This is a genomic window from Polynucleobacter sp. JS-JIR-II-b4, from assembly GCF_018687815.1.
In the GTDB taxonomy this organism is placed as follows: Bacteria; Pseudomonadota; Gammaproteobacteria; order Burkholderiales; family Burkholderiaceae; genus Polynucleobacter.
Window position 1 is genome coordinate 35,209 of the sequence record NZ_CP061306.1, and the last position, 20,797, is coordinate 56,005.

A 20,797-nucleotide genomic window follows, 5' to 3' on the forward strand; every position below is an offset into this window, starting at 1 on the left:
CCCACACTTATCGGTTGACAATAAAAGCCACGGGTCTGTAGCTCAGCTGGTTAGAGCACTGTGTTGATAACGCAGGGGTCGTAGGTTCAAGTCCTACCAGACCCACCACCAGCCAGAAACAAGACTTAGTGGGACGTTGGGGGATTAGCTCAGCTGGGAGAGCACCTGCTTTGCAAGCAGGGGGTCGTCGGTTCGATCCCGTCATCCTCCACCATCATCTAAATGTCAAAACTAAGCGATCTAACGATTGTTTAGTTTTGCCATTTATGGCTGTTCTTTAAAAATTTGAGTAAGCAAAGTGTCAAATGTTTCTTTGAGAGGACATTTGACAATGTAATAAGGGTAAAGATTGAATCATCAATCAGTAATACAAACGAGTTTTACCAAGTTCTTAACAAAGTACTTACAGTTTGGATTACGGCAAACATGTCAGAAGTAGAAGTAAACCTGTAACAGGTACTAGCAATGGTGCTCGTTATAGGATCAAGTGAATAAGTGCACATGATGGATGCCTTGGCGATTACAGGCGACGAAAGACGTTATAACCTGCGATAAGCCCCGGGGAGCTGGTAAATAAGCTTTGATCCGGGGATTTCTGAATGGGGAAACCCACCACTTTTGTGGTATCCATACCTGAATACATAGGGTATGAGAAGCGAACCTTGTGAACTGAAACATCTAAGTAGCAAGAGGAAAAGACATCAACCGAGATTCCCAGAGTAGTGGCGAGCGAAATGGGAAGAGCCTTCTAGTGATATCTCAGTAATTAACAGAATGGAATGGAAAGTCCAACAATAAAGGGTGATAGTCCCGTATGTGAAAATTATTGAGTGGTACTAGGCTAGAGACAAGTAGGGCGGGACACGTGAAATCCTGTCTGAATATGGGGGGACCATCCTCCAAGGCTAAATACTCGTAATCGACCGATAGTGAACAAGTACCGTGAGGGAAAGGCGAAAAGAACCCCGGGAGGGGAGTGAAATAGATCCTGAAATTGTGTGCATACAAACAGTAGGAGCCTCGTAAGGGGTGACTGCGTACCTTTTGTATAATGGGTCAGCGACTTACATTCAGTAGCAAGCTTAACCGAATAGGGAAGGCGTAGCGAAAGCGAGTCCGAATAGGGCGCTAGTTGCTGGGTGTAGACCCGAAACCAGTTGATCTATCCATGGCCAGGTTGAAGGTGCGGTAACACGTACTGGAGGACCGAACCCACTAACGTTGAAAAGTTAGGGGATGAGCTGTGGATAGGGGTGAAAGGCTAAACAAAACTGGAAATAGCTGGTTCTCTCCGAAAACTATTTAGGTAGTGCCTCGTGTATCACTGTAGGGGGTAGAGCACTGTCATGGTAGTGGGGTCCATTGCGGATTACTGCGCCATAGCAAACTCCGAATACCTACAAGTGCAAGCACGGGAGACAGACATCGGGTGCTAACGTCCGGTGTCAAGAGGGAAACAACCCAGACCGCCAGCTAAGGTCCCTAATATATGCTAAGTGGGAAACGAAGTGGGAAGGCTAAAACAGTCAGGAGGTTGGCTTAGAAGCAGCCATCCTTTAAAGAAAGCGTAATAGCTCACTGATCGAGTCGTCCTGCGCGGAAGATGTAACGGGGCTAAGCATATAACCGAAGCTGCGGATCACAGTAATGTGATGGTAGGAGAGCGTTCTGTAAGCCTGTGAAGGTGTCTTGTAAAGGATGCTGGAGGTATCAGAAGTGCGAATGCTGACATGAGTAGCGATAAAGGGGGTGAAAAGCCCCCTCGCCGTAAGCCCAAGGTTTCCTGTTCAACGTTCATCGGAACAGGGTGAGTCGGCCCCTAAGGCGAGGCAGAGATGCGTAGCTGATGGGAACAAGGTTAATATTCCTTGACCATTGTTAGATGCGATGGGGGGACGGATCGCGGAAAGTTGTCCGGGTGTTGGAAGTCCCGGTTCTTGCGTTGGAGATGGCTATTAGGTAAATCCGGTAGCGTAATTCAAGGGCGTGAGACGAGCGAATTTATTCGCGAAGCAATTGGAAGTGGTTCCAAGAAAAGCCTCTAAGCTTCAGTCTAACAAGACCGTACCGCAAACCGACACAGGTGGGCGAGATGAGTATTCTAAGGCGCTTGAGAGAACTCAGGAGAAGGAACTCGGCAAATTTGTACCGTAACTTCGGGATAAGGTACGCCCTGGTAGTTTGACCCTGTACAAGGGGAGGACGAAAGGGTTGCAATAAAAAGGTGGCTGCGACTGTTTAATAAAAACACAGCACTCTGCAAACACGAAAGTGGACGTATAGGGTGTGACGCCTGCCCGGTGCTGGAAGATTAAATGATGGGGTGCAAGCTCTTGATTGAAGTCCCAGTAAACGGCGGCCGTAACTATAACGGTCCTAAGGTAGCGAAATTCCTTGTCGGGTAAGTTCCGACCTGCACGAATGGCGTAACGATGGCCACACTGTCTCCTCCTGAGACTCAGCGAAGTTGAAATGTTTGTGATGATGCAATCTACCCGTGGCTAGACGGAAAGACCCCATGAACCTTTACTGTAGCTTTGCATTGGACTTTGAATCGGTCTGTGTAGGATAGGTGGGAGGCGTTGATAACAGGATGCTAGTTCTGTTGGAGCCAACCTTGAAATACCACCCTGATTTATTTGAGGTTCTAACCTTGGCCCGTTATCCGGGTCGGGAACAGTGCATGGTAGGCAGTTTGACTGGGGCGGTCTCCTCCCAAAGTGTAACGGAGGAGTACGAAGGTACGCTTGGTACGGTCGGACATCGTACCTAAAGTGCAATGGCAAAAGCGTGCTTAACTGCGAGACCGACAAGTCGAGCAGGTGCGAAAGCAGGTCATAGTGATCCGGTGGTTCTGTATGGAAGGGCCATCGCTCAACGGATAAAAGGTACTCTGGGGATAACAGGCTGATACCGCCCAAGAGTTCATATCGACGGCGGTGTTTGGCACCTCGATGTCGGCTCATCTCATCCTGGGGCTGTAGCCGGTCCCAAGGGTATGGCTGTTCGCCATTTAAAGAGGTACGTGAGCTGGGTTTAAAACGTCGTGAGACAGTTTGGTCCCTATCTGCCATGGGCGTTGGAGATTTGACGGGGGCTGCTCCTAGTACGAGAGGACCGGAGTGGACATTCCGCTGGTGTACCTGTTGTTTCGCCAGAAGCATCGCAGGGTAGCTATGAATGGAAGAGATAACCGCTGAAAGCATCTAAGCGGGAAACTTGCCTGAAGATGAGATCTCCCGTAGGTTTAACCTACATAAAGGGTCGTTGAAGACCACAACGTTGATAGGTCGGGTGTGGAAGTGCAGTAATGCATTAAGCTAACCGATACTAATTGCCCGTTAGGCTTGATCCTATAACCAGCACTATTGTGTTGGATGTTTGCCAGATTTAATCTGCATCCTTATTACATGCTTACTCAAATAGAGTTGTTGATTTAATCAGCAACTCGACCCTCTACGCCCGGTGACCATAGCAAGTTGGAACCACTCCTTCCCATCCCGAACAGGACAGTGAAACGACTTTACGCCGATGATAGTGCGGATTACCCGTGTGAAAGTAGGTAACTGCCGGGCACCAATGCGACGCCCAGACCCTCTTAGGTCTGGGCGTTTTTACTTGTGCAAAGCGTTTAGAGATATTGACAGAAACTCCATTTGGAGTCAGAATATTGGGTTCGCGGAGGGGTGTCCGAGCGGCTAAAGGAGGCAGACTGTAAATCTGTTGGCTATGCCTACGTAGGTTCGAATCCTACCCCCTCCACCAGATGTGCGGGATTAGTTTAATGGTAAAACAGCAGATTTCCAATCTTCGGTCAAGAGTTCGATTCTCTTATCCCGCTCCAGAATTTGTTGCATTAGATTTCGCCCATGTGGCTCAGTGGTAGAGCACTCCCTTGGTAAGGGAGAGGTCGGCAGTTCGATCCTGCCCATGGGCACCATGTTTGATTTTATTAATTGTGTATTTCGTGTTTGGTTTAAGAGTTAACTAAAGGCAGATTAAAAATGGCAAAAGAAAAATTCGAGCGGACAAAACCGCACGTAAACGTAGGCACCATCGGTCACGTTGACCACGGTAAAACCACATTGACAGCAGCAATTGCAACCGTGCTTTCTAAAGCATTTGGTGGTGAAGCTAAAGCATACGATCAGATCGATGCTGCTCCTGAAGAAAAAGCACGCGGTATTACGATTAATACAGCGCACGTTGAGTACGAGACTGCAAATCGTCACTACGCTCACGTTGATTGCCCAGGACATGCTGACTACGTTAAGAACATGATTACTGGTGCTGCTCAGATGGACGGCGCTATTTTGGTTTGTTCTGCTGCTGACGGCCCAATGCCACAAACTCGTGAGCACATCCTCTTGGCACGCCAAGTTGGTGTTCCTTACATCGTGGTGTTCTTGAACAAGTGCGACATGGTTGATGACGCTGAATTGTTAGAACTCGTTGAAATGGAAGTTCGTGAGCTTTTATCTAAGTACAACTTCCCTGGCGATGACACACCAATCATTCAAGGTTCTGCTAAGTTAGCTCTTGAAGGCGACGAAGGCCCATTGGGTAAAGAAGCCATCATGAAATTGGCTGAAGCACTTGACTCATACATCCCAACTCCAGAGCGTGCTGTTGACGGCGCGTTCTTGATGCCAGTAGAAGACGTGTTCTCTATCTCCGGTCGCGGTACTGTAGTTACAGGTCGTATCGAGCGCGGTATCGTTAAAGTTGGTGAAGAGATCGAAATCATCGGTATCAAGCCAACACTCAAGACAACATGTACTGGTGTTGAAATGTTCCGCAAATTGCTCGACCAAGGTCAAGCAGGCGATAACGTTGGTATCTTGTTACGCGGTACAAAACGTGAAGAAGTTGAGCGCGGCCAAGTATTGGCTAAGCCAGGTTCAATCACCCCACATACTCACTTTACAGCCGAGGTTTATATCTTGGGTAAAGATGAAGGTGGTCGTCATACTCCATTCTTTAACAACTATCGTCCACAGTTTTACTTCCGTACAACGGACGTAACTGGTTCAATCGAGTTGCCAAAAGACAAAGAAATGGTTATGCCTGGTGATAACGTCACGATTACTGTAAAACTCATCGCTCCTATCGCGATGGAAGAAGGTTTACGTTTTGCGATCCGTGAAGGTGGCCGTACTGTTGGCGCCGGCGTGGTTGCAAAGATTTTGGCTTAAGTAGTAAGTTTTAATTAGTTTTTATAAAGGGGTGTAGCTCAATTGGCAGAGCGTTGGTCTCCAAAACCAAAGGTTGGGGGTTCGATGCCCTCCGCCCCTGCCACGATTTGAACTGAAAGCAAAATGTCTCATCAAACAGCAAGTCATACTGAAGAAAAAAGCGGCTGGGTCTCTGGACTCGCTGCTTTAGTCGTCGTTGCAGCGCTAGTCTTGTACTACACGCTGGTAGATCAATCTATGTTGATTCGTCTCGCTGTTTTGTTTGGCGGTATTGCTGCTGCAGTTTTGATTGTGGCGATTTCACCAGATGGGCGCCGCTTTATCGCCTACGCAAAAGATTCTTGGTATGAAGTAAAAAAGGTTGTTTGGCCAACTCGTAAAGAGACTACCCAAATGACTCTAGTCGTATTTGGCTTTGTTCTGATCATGTCCTTATTTTTGTGGATTGCAGACAAATTGATTGAATGGCTAGTTTTTTCAGTCTTTTTGGGCTGGAAGTGAGTAAAAAATGATTGATTCTGAAGTAGCTACTAATCCACAAGCTACCGGCAATATGCGCTGGTACGTCATTCATGCTTATTCCGGGATGGAAAAAAGCGTGAAAAGAGGTCTTGAAGAGCGCATTGCTCGTTCTGGAATGCCTGAGAAATTTGGCCGTATTTTGGTCCCCTCCGAAGAGGTTGTGGAAATCAAGTCCGGTACCAAGTCAGTTTCTGAGCGTCGCTTCTTCCCAGGATATGTCCTGATTGAGATGGAAATGACCGATGAGAGCTGGCATTTGGTGAAAAATACACCAAAAGTAACTGGTTTCGTAGGCGGCGTTCGTAATCGTCCGAGCCCAATTTCTACGGCTGAAGTAGCCAAAATCATGGATCAAATGCAGGCTGGGGTGGATAAACCTAAGCCTAAGACCCTATTTGAGGTTGGCGAGATCGTGCGAGTTAAAGAAGGCCCATTTGTTGATTTCAACGGAAATATCGAAGAAGTCAATTATGAGAAGTCAAGATTGCGCGTTTCTGTTACAATTTTTGGCCGCGGTACCCCAGTTGAGTTGGAGTTCGGCCAGGTAGAAAAGATGTAAAAACAAGGACTTAGTCCTGGTTTTAGTAGTTAGCAGTTAAGTGGTTAGCAATAACCGAGGAGCGGAGCTAGAAAGCCAAAAACTAGCGAAGCGTTTACTCAACAGCGGTCTTTCCTAATGAGGTTAGGCGCGCTTTAAGGAGCACACATGGCAAAGAAGATTATTGGCTTTATTAAGCTGCAGATCCCTGCAGGTAAAGCAAATCCATCACCACCCGTAGGTCCAGCATTGGGTCAACGCGGTCTTAACATTATGGAATTCTGTAAGGCGTTCAATGCTCAAACTCAGAGCATGGAACCTGGCCTACCAATTCCAGTCGTGATTACAGCGTTTGCTGATAAGAGCTTCACATTCATCATGAAGACTCCTCCAGCAACCATCATGATTAAGAAGGCTGCGAAGATTGAAAAAGGATCACCACGTCCTCATACCGATAAAGTGGGTTCAATTACTCGTGCTCAAGCGGAAGAAATCGCTAAAGCAAAAATGCCAGATTTGACAGCAGCCGATATGGACGCAGCTGTTAGAACAATCGCTGGTAGCGCCCGTTCCATGGGCATCACTGTGGAAGGTCTCTAATCATGACTAAATTATCTAAACGCGTTAAAGCAATCCAATCTAAAGTTGATCGCAACAAGTTCTATTCATTAGATGATGCGTTGAACCTCGTTAAAGAGTGTGCAACTGCTAAGTTTGATGAGTCTATCGACGTTGCTGTTCAGTTAGGTATTGATGCTAAGAAATCTGACCAAGTTGTGCGTGGCGCAGTAGTGCTCCCAGCTGGTACAGGTAAGCATGTTCGTGTAGCTGTTTTTGCTCAAGGCGAGAAGGCTGAGCAAGCTAAAGCCGCTGGTGCAGAAATTGTTGGCATGGAAGAACTTGCTGAGCAAATTAAAGGCGGCAAAATTGATTTCGATATTTTGATCGCATCCCCAGACACAATGAAAATTGTTGGTACTTTAGGTCAAGTATTGGGCCCACGTGGTTTGATGCCGAATCCAAAAGTTGGAACAGTAACTCCTGACGTTGCTACTGCAGTTAAAAATGCAAAAGCTGGTCAAGTTCAGTTCCGTGTGGACAAAGCCGGTATCGTGCACGCAAGCATTGGCCGTCGTTCATTCGAGCCAACTGCATTGAAATCAAACTTGCTCGCATTGCTCGAGGCTTTGAATAAAGCAAAGCCACCTGCATCTAAGGGTATCTATTTAAAGAAGGTTGCCGTAAGCAGCACCATGGGTGCAGGCGTACGCGTAGACCAAGCATCGTTACAGGCAGCAGCTTAATTAGCTTGTAGCAAAAAAGAACTTTGGGTCGACTCCCGCTCTTGTAGTGAGAGTCGAACATCAAAGACCGTTGGTGAATGAGTTTGCTTTTATAGAGATGAATTCTTAATCGTTACGAAAGTAATAGCCAGCGCAGATGGCGACCCTGAAAAGATTTCACAAGAATCTCTTGTGACAAATGATCAGACGCTGGTGTGTAACCCCAACTGGAAACAGTTGGTTTTTTAGGAGTTAAACCGTGCCTTTGAATGTACAAGACAAAAAAGCGATTGTTGCTGATGTCGGCGCTCAATTGGCTGGAGCCCAAACTGTCGTGCTCGCTGAATACCGTGGTATTCCAGTAGAGCAGTTGACAAAGCTACGTGCTAGCGCACGTGACCAAGGTGTATATCTTCGCGTTTTGAAGAACACATTGGCACGCCGTGCTGCACAAGGCACACAGTTTGAGCCTCTTGCTGATTCGATGGTTGGCCCCTTGATCTACGGTATTTCTGCTGATCCTATTGCTTCGGCAAAAGTATTGCAGAACTTTGCTAAGACTCAAGACAAGCTAGTCATTACTGCTGGCTTATATAACGGCAAGTTGTTGGACGTAGCGGGTGTTAAATCCCTCGCGTCTATTCCAAGCCGCGACGAGTTGTTATCTCAGTTGTTGGGTGTGATGTTGGCGCCTGTATCTGCGATGGCTCGCGTATTGGGCGCAGTAGCAGCACAAAAGGCAGAAGGAGCACCTGCTCCTGTTGCAGCACCGGTAGCGGAAGTAGCAGCAGCCCCAGCAGAAGCAGTTGCTGAAGCCGCCGCTTCAGAAGCAAGTGCTGAGCCTGCAGCCGCAGCCCCAGAAGCTGGAACAGAAGCAAAAGAAACCCCTGCCGCTGAATAAGCGACAGATTAACTATTTAAGTATTAGGAGCTAAAAATGGCGATTACTAAAGAAGAAATCATTGATGCAGTAGGTAGCATGTCCGTTATGGATTTGAACGACTTGGTTAAAGCGTTCGAAGAGAAGTTTGGCGTTTCAGCTGCAGCGATGGCTGTTGCTGGTCCTGCTGGTGCAGCTGGCGGCGCTGCTGCTGAAGAGCAAACAGAATTCACTGTTAACTTGCTCGAAGCTGGCGCAAACAAGGTTTCAGTAATTAAGGCAGTTCGCGAAATTACTGGTCTTGGCTTGAAAGAAGCTAAGGACTTGGTTGACGGTGCACCGAAGCCAATCAAAGAAGCTGTTGATAAGAAGACAGCTGAAGAAGCTAAGAAGAAGCTTGAAGAAGCTGGCGCTAAAGCAGAACTCAAGTAATACATACACTGCTGGCGCCTCTCAAAAAGGGGCGTTAGCCATGTTGGGTTTGACCTCTAGAGGTCAAACCCGATTTCATTTCTGATTGAAATCGGGTTTGCCTTCTGATACGACTGCAGAATGCAAGTTTGGTCGGACACTAGATCTATCGGTTTAGTGTTGTCCGCCAGTGATTGGTAGTGGCCAATCGCCAAATCTTTGTACAGTCGCTGAATTCGGAGATGAAATGAACTATAGCTTCACCGAACGCAAGCGAGTCCGTAAAAGCTTTGCTAAGCGAGTAAACAACCACCAGGTTCCGTACCTGATCGCAACGCAGCTGGAATCCTACGCTAAATTTTTACAGGCTGAAAAGCCAGCAATGTCTCGTCTTACTGAGGGACTTCAAGCTGCCTTTACATCAGCATTCCCAATTGTGTCTAACAACGGCTATGCACGTATGGAATACGTGTCCTACCAGTTATCACAGCCACCGTTTGACGTTAAAGAATGTCAACAACGTGGTTACACATACCACTCTGCCTTACGCGCAAAAGTTCGCTTGATTATTTATGATCGCGAAGCGCCTACTAAGGTTAAAGAGGTAAAAGAGAGCGAAGTCTACATGGGTGAAATTCCACTCATGACAGAAAATGGCTCTTTTGTAATCAATGGTACTGAGCGCGTGATCGTTTCTCAGTTGCACCGTTCCCCAGGCGTGTTCTTCGAACACGATAAGGGTAAAACACATAGCTCAGGTAAGCTGCTGTTCTCAGCACGCATCATTCCTTACCGTGGTTCATGGCTCGATTTCGAGTTTGATCCAAAAGACATTCTCTATTTCCGAGTTGACCGTCGTCGTAAGATGCCTGTCACCATTTTGCTCAAAGCAATTGGTTTAAACAACGAACAGATTCTTGCTAACTTCTTTAACTTTGACCATTTCTCATTAACTGCTAACGGCGGTTCAATGGAATTTGTGCCAGAGCGTTTGCGTGGTCAGCTGGCTAGCTTTGATGTGCTCGATAAGAATGGCGTAGTAGTCATTCAAAAAGACAAGCGTATCAATGCAAAGCATATTCGTGAACTCGAAGCTGCTAAAACAAAAACAATCGCTGTACCAGACGATTATTTAATTGGTCGTGTAGTGGCACGCAATATTGTTGATCCAGATTCTGGTGAAATCTTGGCTTACGCTAATGATGAAATCACTGAAGAGTTGTTGGCTACATTGCGCGATGCAGGCATCAAACAATTGGAAACCATCTACACGAATGATTTGGATTCTGGCGCATATATTTCACAGACATTGCGCACTGATGAAACTGCAGATCAAATGGCTGCTCGTATCGCCATCTACCGCATGATGCGTCCTGGCGAGCCTCCAACAGAAGATGCTGTTGAAGCCTTGTTCCAGCGCTTGTTCTACAACGAAGATACTTACGATTTGTCACGCGTTGGCCGTATGAAGGTCAACAGCCGTTTGAACCGTCCAGAAATGGAAGGTCCAATGGTTCTGTCGAACGAAGATATTCTCGATACTATTAAGTCCCTCGTAGATTTGCGTAACGGCAAAGGCGAAGTAGACGATATCGATCACTTAGGTAATCGTCGTGTACGTTGCGTTGGTGAGTTGGCTGAAAACCAATTCCGTGCTGGTTTGTCACGTGTCGAGCGTGCGGTTAAAGAACGTCTCGGCCAAGCCGAAACAGAAAACCTCATGCCGCATGACTTGATTAACAGCAAGCCAATCTCTTCTGCGATTCGTGAGTTCTTCGGCTCTTCACAGTTATCCCAGTTTATGGACCAAACCAACCCACTCTCAGAGATCACGCACAAGCGTCGTATTTCTGCATTGGGACCTGGTGGTTTGACACGCGAGCGCGCAGGCTTTGAAGTGCGCGACGTGCATCCAACCCACTACGGACGTGTTTGCCCAATCGAAACTCCAGAAGGACCAAACATTGGTTTGATCAACTCACTCGCGTTATTTGCGCGTTTGAATGAGCACGGTTTCTTAGAAACTCCATACCGTAAGGTTTCCAACAGCAAGGTAAGCGATGAAGTGGTTTACCTCTCTGCGATTGAGGAAGCAAAGTATGTGATTGCTCAGGCAAACGCAACGATTGACAAGAGTGGCAAGCTGGCCGATGAGTTAGTTTCTGCTCGTCAAGCTGGTGAGACCATGATGGTTAGCCCAGAGCGCATCGATTTCATCGACGTTGCTCCTAGCCAGATCGTTTCTGCTGCTGCTTCACTCGTTCCATTCTTAGAGCACGATGATGCAAACCGTGCGTTGATGGGTGCGAACATGCAGCGTCAAGCAGTTCCTTGCTTGCGTCCAGACAAGCCATTGGTTGGTACAGGTTTAGAGCGCATTGTTGCGGTTGACTCCGGCACTGTTATTTTGGCGTCCCGCGGCGGTATCGTTGATTATGTTGATGCTAACCGCGTCGTGATTCGTGTAAACGATGATGAGACAGCTGCTGGTGAAGTTGGTGTGGATATTTATAACCTCATCAAGTACACCCGTTCAAACCAAAATACCAACATTAACCAACGTCCTATCGTTCAAGCTGGTGATCGTGTTGTCCGCGGCGACGTAGTTGCTGATGGCGCATCTACCGATTTGGGCGAATTGGCTTTGGGTCAAAACATGACTGTGGCATTTATGCCGTGGAACGGTTACAACTTCGAAGATTCAATCTTGATCTCTGAAAAAGTTGTTGCTGACGACCGCTACACCTCTATTCATATTGAAGAGTTGTCAGTGGTTGCACGTGATACCAAGCTGGGTTCAGAAGAAATTACTCGCGATATCTCCAATTTGGCAGAGTCACAACTCTCCCGTTTGGATGAAAGCGGTATTGTTTACATCGGTGCTGAAGTTGAAGCTGGTGACGTATTGGTTGGTAAAGTAACTCCAAAGGGCGAGACTACTCTTACCCCTGAAGAGAAGCTCCTCCGCGCGATCTTTGGTGAAAAAGCTTCTGATGTTAAAGATACTTCTTTGCGCGTTCCATCAGGAATGATCGGTACCGTTATTGATGTTCAAGTCTTCACCCGTGAAGGTATTGAGCGCGATGCACGTGCGCAGTCAATTATTCAAGAAGAATTACAACGCTATCGTTTGGACTTAAACGACCAGTTGCGTATTGTTGAAGGCGATGCCTTCATGCGTTTAGAAAAGCTGTTGATTGGCAAGGTTGCCAACGGCGGCCCTAAGAAATTAGCTAAAGGCACCAAGATCGACAAGGAATACCTTGCTGATTTGGATAAATACCATTGGTTTGATGTTCGTCCAGCGGATGATGAAGTTGCCTCACAAGTTGAAGCGATTAAATCTTCTATCGAAGCGAAGCGTAAACAGTTTGATGAAGCTTTTGAAGAGAAGCGCACCAAGCTTACCCAGGGCGATGATTTGCAGCCTGGCGTAACGAAGATGGTTAAGGTGTACTTAGCTGTTAAGCGTCGCTTGCAGCCTGGTGACAAGATGGCCGGTCGTCACGGTAACAAGGGTGTGGTTTCTAAAATCGCCCCAGCTGAAGATATGCCATTTATGGCTGACGGACGCCCTGTTGACATTGTCTTGAACCCATTGGGTGTTCCTTCCCGTATGAACGTTGGCCAGATCTTGGAAACCCACTTAGGTTGGGCTGCCCAAGGTATTGGTAAGCGTATCGACGAGATGGTTCGTGAGCACGCTAAGCAAACTGAATTACGTAAGTTCTTCAAGCAGCTTTATAACGAAACAGGTCGTGTTGAAGACATCGACAATTTCACTGATGAGCAGATCAATGTTTTGGCTGAGAATCTCCGCCAAGGCTTGCCATTTGCTACTCCAGTGTTTGACGGTGCTACTGAAGCTGAAATCGGACGCATGCTCGAGTTGGCGTATCCAGAAGATGTTGCTAAATCTTTGAAGATGACCCCTTCACGTCAGCAAATGATTTTGTGCGACGGCCGTACTGGCGATCAATTTGAGCGTCCAGTAACTGTTGGCGTAATGCACGTATTGAAACTCCACCATTTGGTCGATGACAAGATGCATGCACGTTCAACCGGACCTTACTCTTTAGTAACGCAACAGCCATTGGGCGGTAAAGCTCAGTTCGGTGGTCAGCGCTTTGGTGAGATGGAAGTCTGGGCCCTCGAAGCATACGGTGCTTCATATGTCTTGCAGGAAATGCTGACAGTGAAGTCCGATGACGTCGCAGGCCGCACCAAGGTTTATGAAAACATCGTCAAGGGCGAGCACACGATTGATGCTGGCATGCCCGAATCCTTCAACGTGCTGGTAAAAGAAATCCGTTCGTTGGGTATTGACATTGACATGGAGCGCAACTGATATGAAAGCATTGCTCGATTTATTTAAGCAAACGCAGGGCGAAGAGCAGTTTGATGTCATCAAAATTGGTCTCGCATCTCCTGAGAAAATTCGCTCATGGTCTTTTGGTGAAGTACGCAAACCAGAAACCATCAACTACCGGACTTTTAAGCCCGAGCGTGATGGTTTGTTCTGCGCCAAGATTTTTGGACCAACCAAAGACTACGAGTGCTTATGCGGTAAGTACAAGCGTTTAAAGTTCCGTGGCGTAATCTGCGAGAAGTGCGGCGTTGAAGTTACTCTCGCTAAGGTGCGTCGTGAGCGCATGGGCCACATTGAGTTGGCAGCCCCTGTAGCGCACATCTGGTTCTTGAAGTCTTTGCCATCCCGTTTGGGTATGGTTCTCGATATGACATTGCGGGATATCGAACGCGTTCTTTACTTTGAAGCATATGTAGTAGTTGATCCTGGTATGACTCCTGAAGGCGCGATGAAGCGCGGTCAGATCATGTCTGAAGATGAATACATTGCTAAGACCGAAGAGTATGGTGACGGTGCATTTACCGCCATCATGGGCGCGGAAGGTATTCGTGATCTCTTGCGTTCGATTGATATCGATCGCGAAGTAGAGACGATTCGTGCAGATTTAAAAGCAACGGGTAGTGATGCCAAGATCAAGAAATACGCTAAGCGCTTGAAAGTGCTCGAGGCGTTCCAGACTTCAGGTATTAAGCCTGACTGGATGATCATGGAAGTATTGCCAGTATTGCCTCCAGAATTGCGCCCATTGGTGCCATTGGATGGCGGTCGCTTTGCCACTTCTGATTTGAACGACCTCTATCGTCGTGTAATCAACCGTAACAACCGTTTGAAGCGTTTGTTAGAGTTGCGCGCACCAGAGATCATCGTTCGTAACGAAAAGCGTATGTTGCAAGAAGCGGTTGACTCATTGCTCGACAACGGTCGTCGCGGTAAGGCTATGACTGGCGCTAACAAGCGTCCTCTCAAGTCCTTGGCTGAGATGATTAAAGGTAAGAGCGGTCGTTTCCGTCAAAACTTGTTGGGTAAACGTGTTGACTACTCTGGTCGTTCAGTCATCGTGGTTGGCCCTACATTGAAATTGCATCAGTGCGGCTTACCAAAATTGATGGCTTTGGAATTGTTCAAGCCATTCATTTTCAACAAGCTTGAGACTTTAGGAATTGCAACCACCATTAAGGCTGCAAAGAAAGAAGTTGAAAGCCAGACTCCAATCGTTTGGGACATTCTCGAAGAAGTGATTCGTGAACATCCAATCATGTTGAACCGTGCGCCTACATTGCACCGTCTCGGTATTCAAGCTTTCGAGCCAATGCTGATTGAAGGTAAAGCAATCCAATTGCACCCATTAGTCTGCGCGGCATTTAACGCCGACTTTGACGGTGACCAAATGGCGGTTCACGTTCCTTTGTCGCTCGAAGCGCAAATGGAAGCACGTACATTGATGTTGGCTTCGAACAACGTATTGTTCCCAGCTAACGGCGAACCATCAATCGTTCCTTCACAGGACGTGGTGTTGGGTCTGTACTACGCTACACGTGACAAGATCAACGGTAAAGGCGAAGGCATGGTTTTCGCCAACATTACTGAAGTAGTGCGCGCATACGAAGCAGGTCAAGTTGAATTGGCCTCACGCGTTGCTGTGCGTATTACTGAGTTTGAGATCGTGGACAAAAAAGCAGAAGGCGATGCGCGTTTTGCTGAGAAGACCAAGATCTATCAAACATCAGTTGGCCGTGCAATCTTGTCTGAGATTTTGCCTAAAGGCATGTCTTTCGAGGAAATCAACAAGCCTTTGAAGAAAAAAGAAATCTCACGTTTGATCAACACTTCATTCCGTAAGTGTGGATTACGCGAAACGGTTATTTTTGCTGACCGCCTCTTGCAGTCTGGTTTCCGTTTGGCAACCAACGCTGGTATCTCAGTTGCGATCGACGATATGTTGATCCCAACTTCTAAAGAGCGCATCATCACTGAGGCATCTGCCAAGGTTAAAGAGTATGACAAGCAGTTCATGTCAGGTCTCGTAACCAATCAAGAGCGTTATAACAACGTGGTTGATATTTGGGGTGCTGCAGGCGACCAAGTTGGTAAGGCGATGATGGATGAGTTGTCGCACGTTGACGTACTCGACCGTAACGGTAAGACTGTTCGTCAAGAATCCTTTAACTCCATCTACATGATGGCGGATTCTGGTGCGCGTGGATCTGCAGCGCAGATTCGTCAGTTGGCTGGTATGCGTGGTTTGATGGCTAAGCCTGATGGCTCCATCATTGAAACCCCAATTACTGCGAACTTCCGTGAAGGTTTGAACGTATTGCAGTACTTCATCTCAACCCACGGCGCTCGTAAAGGTCTGGCTGATACGGCGTTGAAGACAGCTAACTCGGGTTACCTGACACGTCGTTTATGCGACGTCACTCAAGATCTCGTGGTGATCGAAGATGATTGCGGCGCAACTAATGGTGTAACCATGAAGGCGCTGGTTGAGGGCGGCGAAATTATCGAAGCATTGCGTGACCGTATTTTGGGTCGTGTATGTATCGGTGACATCGTTCACCCTGACACACAAGAAGTCATTGTTCCGAACGACACATTGCTCGATGAAGATCACGTTGATCAAATCGTTGCATTGGGTATCGACGAAGTTAAAGTTCGCACAGTATTGTCTTGCTTAACTCGCTTTGGTTTGTGCGCGAAGTGCTACGGACGTGATCTAGGTCGCGGTGGTTTGGTGAACGTTGGTGAAGCGGTTGGCGTTATCGCTGCTCAGTCCATCGGTGAGCCAGGCACACAGTTGACTATGCGTACCTTCCACATTGGTGGTGCAGCGTCACGTGCATTGGTTGCAAGCAACATCGAAGCTAAGTCTAATGGTGCTTTGAAATTCTCTACCACGATGCGTGTTGTCAAGAACGCGAAGGGCGAGCAGATCGTGATTTCACGTTCTGGCGAAGCCTTGATCGTTGATGAGAACGGTCGTGAGCGCGAGCGTCATAAAGTGCCTTATGGTGCAACTCTCTTGTTAAAAGAAGATGCAGCAGTGAAGGCCGGCGCAAGCTTGGCGACATGGGATCCATTGACACGTCCGATTATTTCTGAGTACGCTGGTATCGCCCGCTTCGACAACGTTGAAGAAGGCGTAACCGTTGCTAAGCAGGTAGACGAAGTTACCGGTCTTTCCACCCTGGTGGTAATTGACGGTAAGCGTCGTTCTGCAGCAAGCAAAGGCGTTCGCCCAATGATCAACTTAGTTGATGACAAGGGTAACGAAGTCATGATCGCTGGTACTGATCACCCGGTAAACATTGGTCTCCAAGTGGGCGCTTTGATTACGGTTAAGGATGGTCAGAAAGTCGAAGTTGGTGAAGTATTGGCTCGTATTCCAATCGAATCACAGAAGACTCGCGACATTACCGGTGGCTTGCCACGCGTTGCAGAATTGTTCGAAGCACGTTCACCTAAAGATGCGGCTGTTTTGGCGAAAGTTACTGGAACAGTTTCCTTCGGTAAAGAAACCAAAGGTAAACAGCGTTTGGTGATTACCGATATGGACGGCGAAGCCAATGAATTCTTGATTCCTAAAGAGAAGCAAGTTCTCGTTCATGACGGTCAAGTTGTGAACAAGGGCGAGATGATTGTGGAAGGCCCTGCTGATCCACATGACATCTTGACTCTCAGAGGTATTGAAGAGTTGGCGATCTACATCGTTGATGAAGTTCAAGACGTTTACCGTTTGCAAGGCGTGAAGATTAATGACAAGCACATTGAAGTGATCGTGCGTCAAATGTTGCGTCGTGTGCAAATTACTGATGGTGGCGATACTGCTTACATCACTGGTGAGCAAGTTGAGCGCTCAAAACTGTATGACGCTAACGATTTGGTGATTGCCGCAGGTAAGCGCCCAGCTCAGTTCGAAAACGTGCTGTTGGGTATTACTAAAGCATCCTTGTCGACAGACAGCTTCATTTCAGCGGCTTCTTTCCAAGAAACCACCCGTGTATTGACCGAAGCCGCAATTATGGGCAAGACCGATACACTCCGTGGCCTCAAGGAAAACGTCATTATTGGTCGTCTGATTCCTGCTGGTACCGGCTTGTCTTATCGCCGTGCACGCAAGGTCAGGGAGCAATTCGAGCGTGATCGCGCTCAAATGATTGCCGCCGAAGAGGAAGCAATGGCCAATATGCCTGTAGAAATTGAGGCTGAAGTCGTTGCTCCTGCTGGGGAGGCTGATCCGAGCTAATTTGGTAATTCTGGCCAGAAATGGCCAGTTTTTTCCCCATTTGGTTGACGGAAAAGGCTGGCCAAGCTAGAATGCTGAGTTCTACTGATTCAGAAGAGGGTCTTTTTGACCTAGAAATTCTCTAAGTCATTGATTTTCTTGAAGAAAGCAACAAAGAAGTACTAACCGAGCTATTTTATGCCAACAATTAATCAATTAATACGTAAGCCAAGATCCAGGCTGATCGTGAAAAGCAAGAGCCCTGCACTGGAAAACAGTCCGCAGCGCCGTGGTGTTTGTACACGTGTGTACACCACTACTCCTAAAAAGCCTAACTCTGCGCTTCGTAAAGTAGCCAAAGTTCGCTTAACCAATGGTTTTGAAGTGATTTCATACATTGGTGGTGAAGGCCATAACCTCCAGGAACACTCAGTAGTGTTGATTCGTGGCGGTCGTGTAAAGGATTTGCCAGGTGTTCGTTACCACATCGTTCGTGGCTCACTTGACTTGCAAGGTGTTAAAGACCGTAAGCAGTCACGTTCCAAGTACGGTGCTAAGCGCGCTAAGAAAGCTGCTTAATAGCAACTTAAAGTATTTGCAGTAAGTCTTCGTTTGTCAGACTTAAAAGACAAGTAAGTGGTTGTTCCGTCTAAGAATCTTCTTGGATAGTAGGACAACCGGAGCGGGTGATCCAGGTGGATCGCCCCTAACTGAACTGAAGGAGTAGTTATGCCACGTCGTCGTGAAGTTCCCAAACGGGAAATTTTGCCGGATCCAAAATTCGGAAATGTAGAAGTAGCTAAATTCATGAACGTCCTCATGTTGGACGGCAAGAAATCGGTTGCAGAGCGTATCGTTTACGGTGCCTTTGATCACATCGAGAAAAAAGCAAACAAAGAACCACTCGAAATTTTTTCAACAGCCATGGGCAACGTTAAGCCAATGGTTGAGGTAAAGAGCCGTCGTGTTGGAGGTGCTAACTATCAGGTTCCTGTTGAAGTTCGCCCATCACGTCGTTCCGCTTTGGCAATGCGCTGGTTGCGTGAAGCCGCTAAGAAGCGTGGCGAAAAATCAATGGCTCAACGTCTAGCCAACGAATTATTAGAAGCTGCAGAAGGTCGCGGCGGAGCAATGAAGAAGCGTGAAGAAGTTCACCGTATGGCAGAAGCTAACAAAGCTTTCTCACATTTCCGCTTCTAATCAAATAGTAAAGAAAAGGCACCAACAGTGGCACGTAAAACCCCTATCGACAAATACCGCAATATCGGTATTTCTGCGCACATTGACGCAGGTAAGACAACAACTACAGAACGCGTTTTGTTCTACACCGGTGTTAATCACAAAATCGGTGAAGTGCATGATGGCGCTGCAACCATGGACTGGATGGAGCAAGAGCAAGAGCGTGGCATCACGATTACTTCTGCTGCTACTACAACGTTCTGGAAAGGCATGGCTGGTAATTTTCCAGAGCACCGTATCAATATTATTGATACCCCAGGACACGTAGACTTCACTATTGAAGTTGAGCGTTCAATGCGCGTGTTGGATGGTGCTTGCATGGTTTACTGCGCGGTAGGTGGTGTACAGCCACAATCTGAAACTGTTTGGCGTCAAGCTAACAAGTATCAAGTTCCACGTTTAGCATTCGTAAACAAGATGGACCGTACTGGTGCGAACTTCTTCAAGGTCTACGACCAAATGAGAACTCGCCTTAAAGCGAATCCAATCTTGATTCAAATTCCAATCGGCGCTGAAGAAAACTTCAAAGGTGTTGTGGATTTGGTGAAGATGAAGGCCATCTATTGGGATGAGGCTTCACAGGGTACTAAATTTACTTACGAAGAGATTCCTGCTGAATTGCAAGCTTCTGCTGAAGAGTGGCGCGAGAAGATGCTCGAAGCTGCTGCTGAAAGCTCAGAAGAGTTGATGGAAAAATACCTCGGCGGCGAAGGCTTGACCGAAGAAGAAATCAAAGCAGCATTGCGTCAACGTACTATCGCTAACGAAATCGTTCCAATGTTGTGCGGAACAGCTTTCAAAAACAAAGGCGTTCAGGCGATGTTGGATGCTGTAGTTGAATTGTTGCCTTCACCATTGGACGTTCCACCAGTTCCATGTGAATTGGAAGATGGCACTCCTACAACACGTGAAGCGTCTGATAGCGCGAAGTTCTCTGCGTTGGCATTTAAGATCATGACTGACCCATTCGTTGGTCAGCTCATCTTCTTCCGTGTTTACTCCGGCGTGATGAAATCTGGCGACACAATCTACAACCCAATTAAGGGTAAGAAAGAGCGTGTTGGTCGTTTGTTACAGATGCATGCAAACGAACGTGAAGAAATTAAAGAAGTATTTGCTGGCGATATCGCAGCTGCAGTTGGTCTGAAAGACGCAACTACAGGCGAAACATTGTGTGATCCAGATAGCATCGTTATTTTGGAGCGCATGGTATTCCCAGAGCCAGTGATCTCTCAAGCTGTTGAGCCAAAGACAAAAGCTGACCAAGAAAAAATGGGTCTTGCTTTGAATCGTTTGGCACAAGAAGATCCTTCTTTCCGTGTGAAGACTGATGAAGAATCAGGCCAAACTATTATTTCTGGTATGGGCGAGCTCCACTTGGAAATTTTGGTTGACCGTATGAAGCGTGAATTCGGTGTTGAAGCAACTGTTGGTAAGCCACAAGTTGCATACCGTGAAACGATTCGTAAGGTTTGCGAAGAGATCGAAGGTAAATTCGTTAAGCAGTCTGGTGGTCGTGGTCAATACGGTCACGTGGTCTTGAAGTTAGAGCCACAAGCCCCAGGTAAAGGTTTTGAATTCGTTGACGCTATTAAGGGCGGTGTTGTTCCACGTGAATACATCCCTGCGGTAGAAAAAGGCATCATCGAAACATTGAACTCCGGTATTTTGGCTGGCTATCCAGTTGTAGATATCAAAGCAACATTGTTCTTCGGTTCATACCATGACGTTGACTCCAATGAAAACGCATTTAAGATGGCGGGTTCTATGGCGTTCAAGGACGGTATGCGCAAAGCATCCCCTGTGTTGCTTGAGCCGATGATGGCTGTTGAAGTTGAAACGCCAGAAGATTTCATGGGTAACGTAATGGGTGATCTCTCATCCCGTCGCGGTATTTTGCAAGGTATGGATGACATTCCAGGCGGCGGTAAGATCGTTCGCGCTGAAGTGCCGTTGGCAGAGATGTTTGGTTACTCAACTGGCTTGCGCTCGTTGACCCAAGGTCGCGCTACCTACACCATGGAATTTAAGCATTATTCCGAAGCACCGAAGAACGTTGCTGAAGCAGTTATGGCTGCTAAAGCGAAGTAATTTATCCACATTAATTTTGAATATTGACTAGCTAAAGAAGGCAGACA

Annotated in this window: 11 protein-coding genes, 6 tRNA genes, 2 rRNA genes and 1 pseudogene; all 20 read left to right on the plus strand. The window is 47.2% G+C overall.

From position 1 onward, the window contains the following. Positions 1-31: 31 nt before the first annotated feature. The 20 genes and pseudogenes from ICV90_RS00195 (at position 32) to fusA (ending at position 20,750) form a co-directional block, all read left to right on the plus strand. Positions 32-108: transfer RNA gene (locus ICV90_RS00195), tRNA-Ile, on the plus strand. A 30-nt stretch (positions 109-138) separates the two neighbouring features. After that, positions 139-214: transfer RNA gene (locus tag ICV90_RS00200), tRNA-Ala, on the plus strand. A 267-nt stretch (positions 215-481) separates the two neighbouring features. Continuing rightward, a 23S ribosomal RNA gene (locus tag ICV90_RS00205) occupies positions 482-3,355 on the plus strand. Positions 3,356-3,461: 106 nt separating this feature from the next. Continuing rightward, a 5S ribosomal RNA gene (rrf, locus tag ICV90_RS00210) occupies positions 3,462-3,575 on the plus strand. 105 nt (positions 3,576-3,680) lie between these two features. Further along, positions 3,681-3,765 (plus strand) — tRNA-Tyr (locus ICV90_RS00215). 5 nt (positions 3,766-3,770) lie between these two features. Further along, positions 3,771-3,844 (plus strand) — tRNA-Gly (locus ICV90_RS00220). Between the two features lie 21 nt (positions 3,845-3,865). Further along, positions 3,866-3,940, plus strand: a tRNA-Thr gene (locus ICV90_RS00225). Positions 3,941-4,004: 64 nt separating this feature from the next. Continuing rightward, the gene (gene tuf, locus ICV90_RS00230) at positions 4,005-5,195 is read left to right on the plus strand and encodes an elongation factor Tu (RefSeq protein WP_114637476.1); all 1,191 of its coding nucleotides are present in this window, start codon (positions 4,005-4,007) and stop codon (positions 5,193-5,195) included. A 27-nt stretch (positions 5,196-5,222) separates the two neighbouring features. Further along, a tRNA-Trp gene (locus ICV90_RS00235) sits at positions 5,223-5,298 on the plus strand. A 20-nt stretch (positions 5,299-5,318) separates the two neighbouring features. Then, the gene (secE, locus tag ICV90_RS00240; RefSeq protein WP_215321267.1) at positions 5,319-5,696 is read left to right on the plus strand and encodes a preprotein translocase subunit SecE; all 378 of its coding nucleotides are present in this window, start codon (positions 5,319-5,321) and stop codon (positions 5,694-5,696) included. A gap of 7 nt (positions 5,697-5,703) precedes the next feature. Continuing rightward, a complete protein-coding gene (gene nusG, locus ICV90_RS00245) occupies positions 5,704-6,276 on the plus strand; it encodes a transcription termination/antitermination protein NusG (RefSeq protein ID WP_215358826.1) in 573 nt (190 codons plus the stop codon). A gap of 147 nt (positions 6,277-6,423) precedes the next feature. Next, positions 6,424-6,855: a 50S ribosomal protein L11 gene (rplK, locus tag ICV90_RS00250; RefSeq protein WP_068320088.1), complete on the plus strand. Its 432-nt coding sequence runs from the start codon at positions 6,424-6,426 to the stop codon at positions 6,853-6,855. Between the two features lie 2 nt (positions 6,856-6,857). Next, a complete protein-coding gene (rplA, locus tag ICV90_RS00255; RefSeq protein ID WP_071464433.1) occupies positions 6,858-7,559 on the plus strand; it encodes a 50S ribosomal protein L1 in 702 nt (233 codons plus the stop codon). Positions 7,560-7,797: 238 nt separating this feature from the next. Continuing rightward, positions 7,798-8,316, plus strand: a pseudogene (rplJ, locus tag ICV90_RS00260) (50S ribosomal protein L10); the annotation flags it as partial. A 159-nt stretch (positions 8,317-8,475) separates the two neighbouring features. Then, complete coding sequence (gene rplL, locus ICV90_RS00265) at positions 8,476-8,850, plus strand: 50S ribosomal protein L7/L12 (RefSeq protein WP_011901893.1); 375 nt, start codon at positions 8,476-8,478, stop codon at positions 8,848-8,850. A 226-nt stretch (positions 8,851-9,076) separates the two neighbouring features. Then, positions 9,077-13,177 carry a DNA-directed RNA polymerase subunit beta gene (rpoB, locus tag ICV90_RS00270; RefSeq protein ID WP_215358828.1) on the plus strand — a complete coding sequence of 1,367 codons (4,101 nt, stop codon included), beginning with the start codon at positions 9,077-9,079 and terminating at the stop codon, positions 13,175-13,177. A 1-nt stretch (position 13,178) separates the two neighbouring features. After that, positions 13,179-17,441, plus strand: coding sequence for a DNA-directed RNA polymerase subunit beta' (gene rpoC, locus ICV90_RS00275; RefSeq protein WP_215358829.1), 4,263 nt, complete (start codon positions 13,179-13,181; stop codon positions 17,439-17,441). Positions 17,442-17,618: 177 nt separating this feature from the next. Beyond that, positions 17,619-17,999, plus strand: a complete 381-nt coding sequence (gene rpsL / locus ICV90_RS00280; protein WP_011901896.1) for a 30S ribosomal protein S12 — start codon at positions 17,619-17,621, stop codon at positions 17,997-17,999. A 150-nt stretch (positions 18,000-18,149) separates the two neighbouring features. Then, a complete protein-coding gene (gene rpsG, locus ICV90_RS00285; RefSeq protein ID WP_068320103.1) occupies positions 18,150-18,620 on the plus strand; it encodes a 30S ribosomal protein S7 in 471 nt (156 codons plus the stop codon). 27 nt (positions 18,621-18,647) lie between these two features. Further along, entirely contained in the window at positions 18,648-20,750 is a 2,103-nt protein-coding gene (gene fusA, locus ICV90_RS00290) for an elongation factor G (RefSeq protein ID WP_215358830.1), read from the plus strand. Positions 20,751-20,797: the final 47 nt, after the last annotated feature.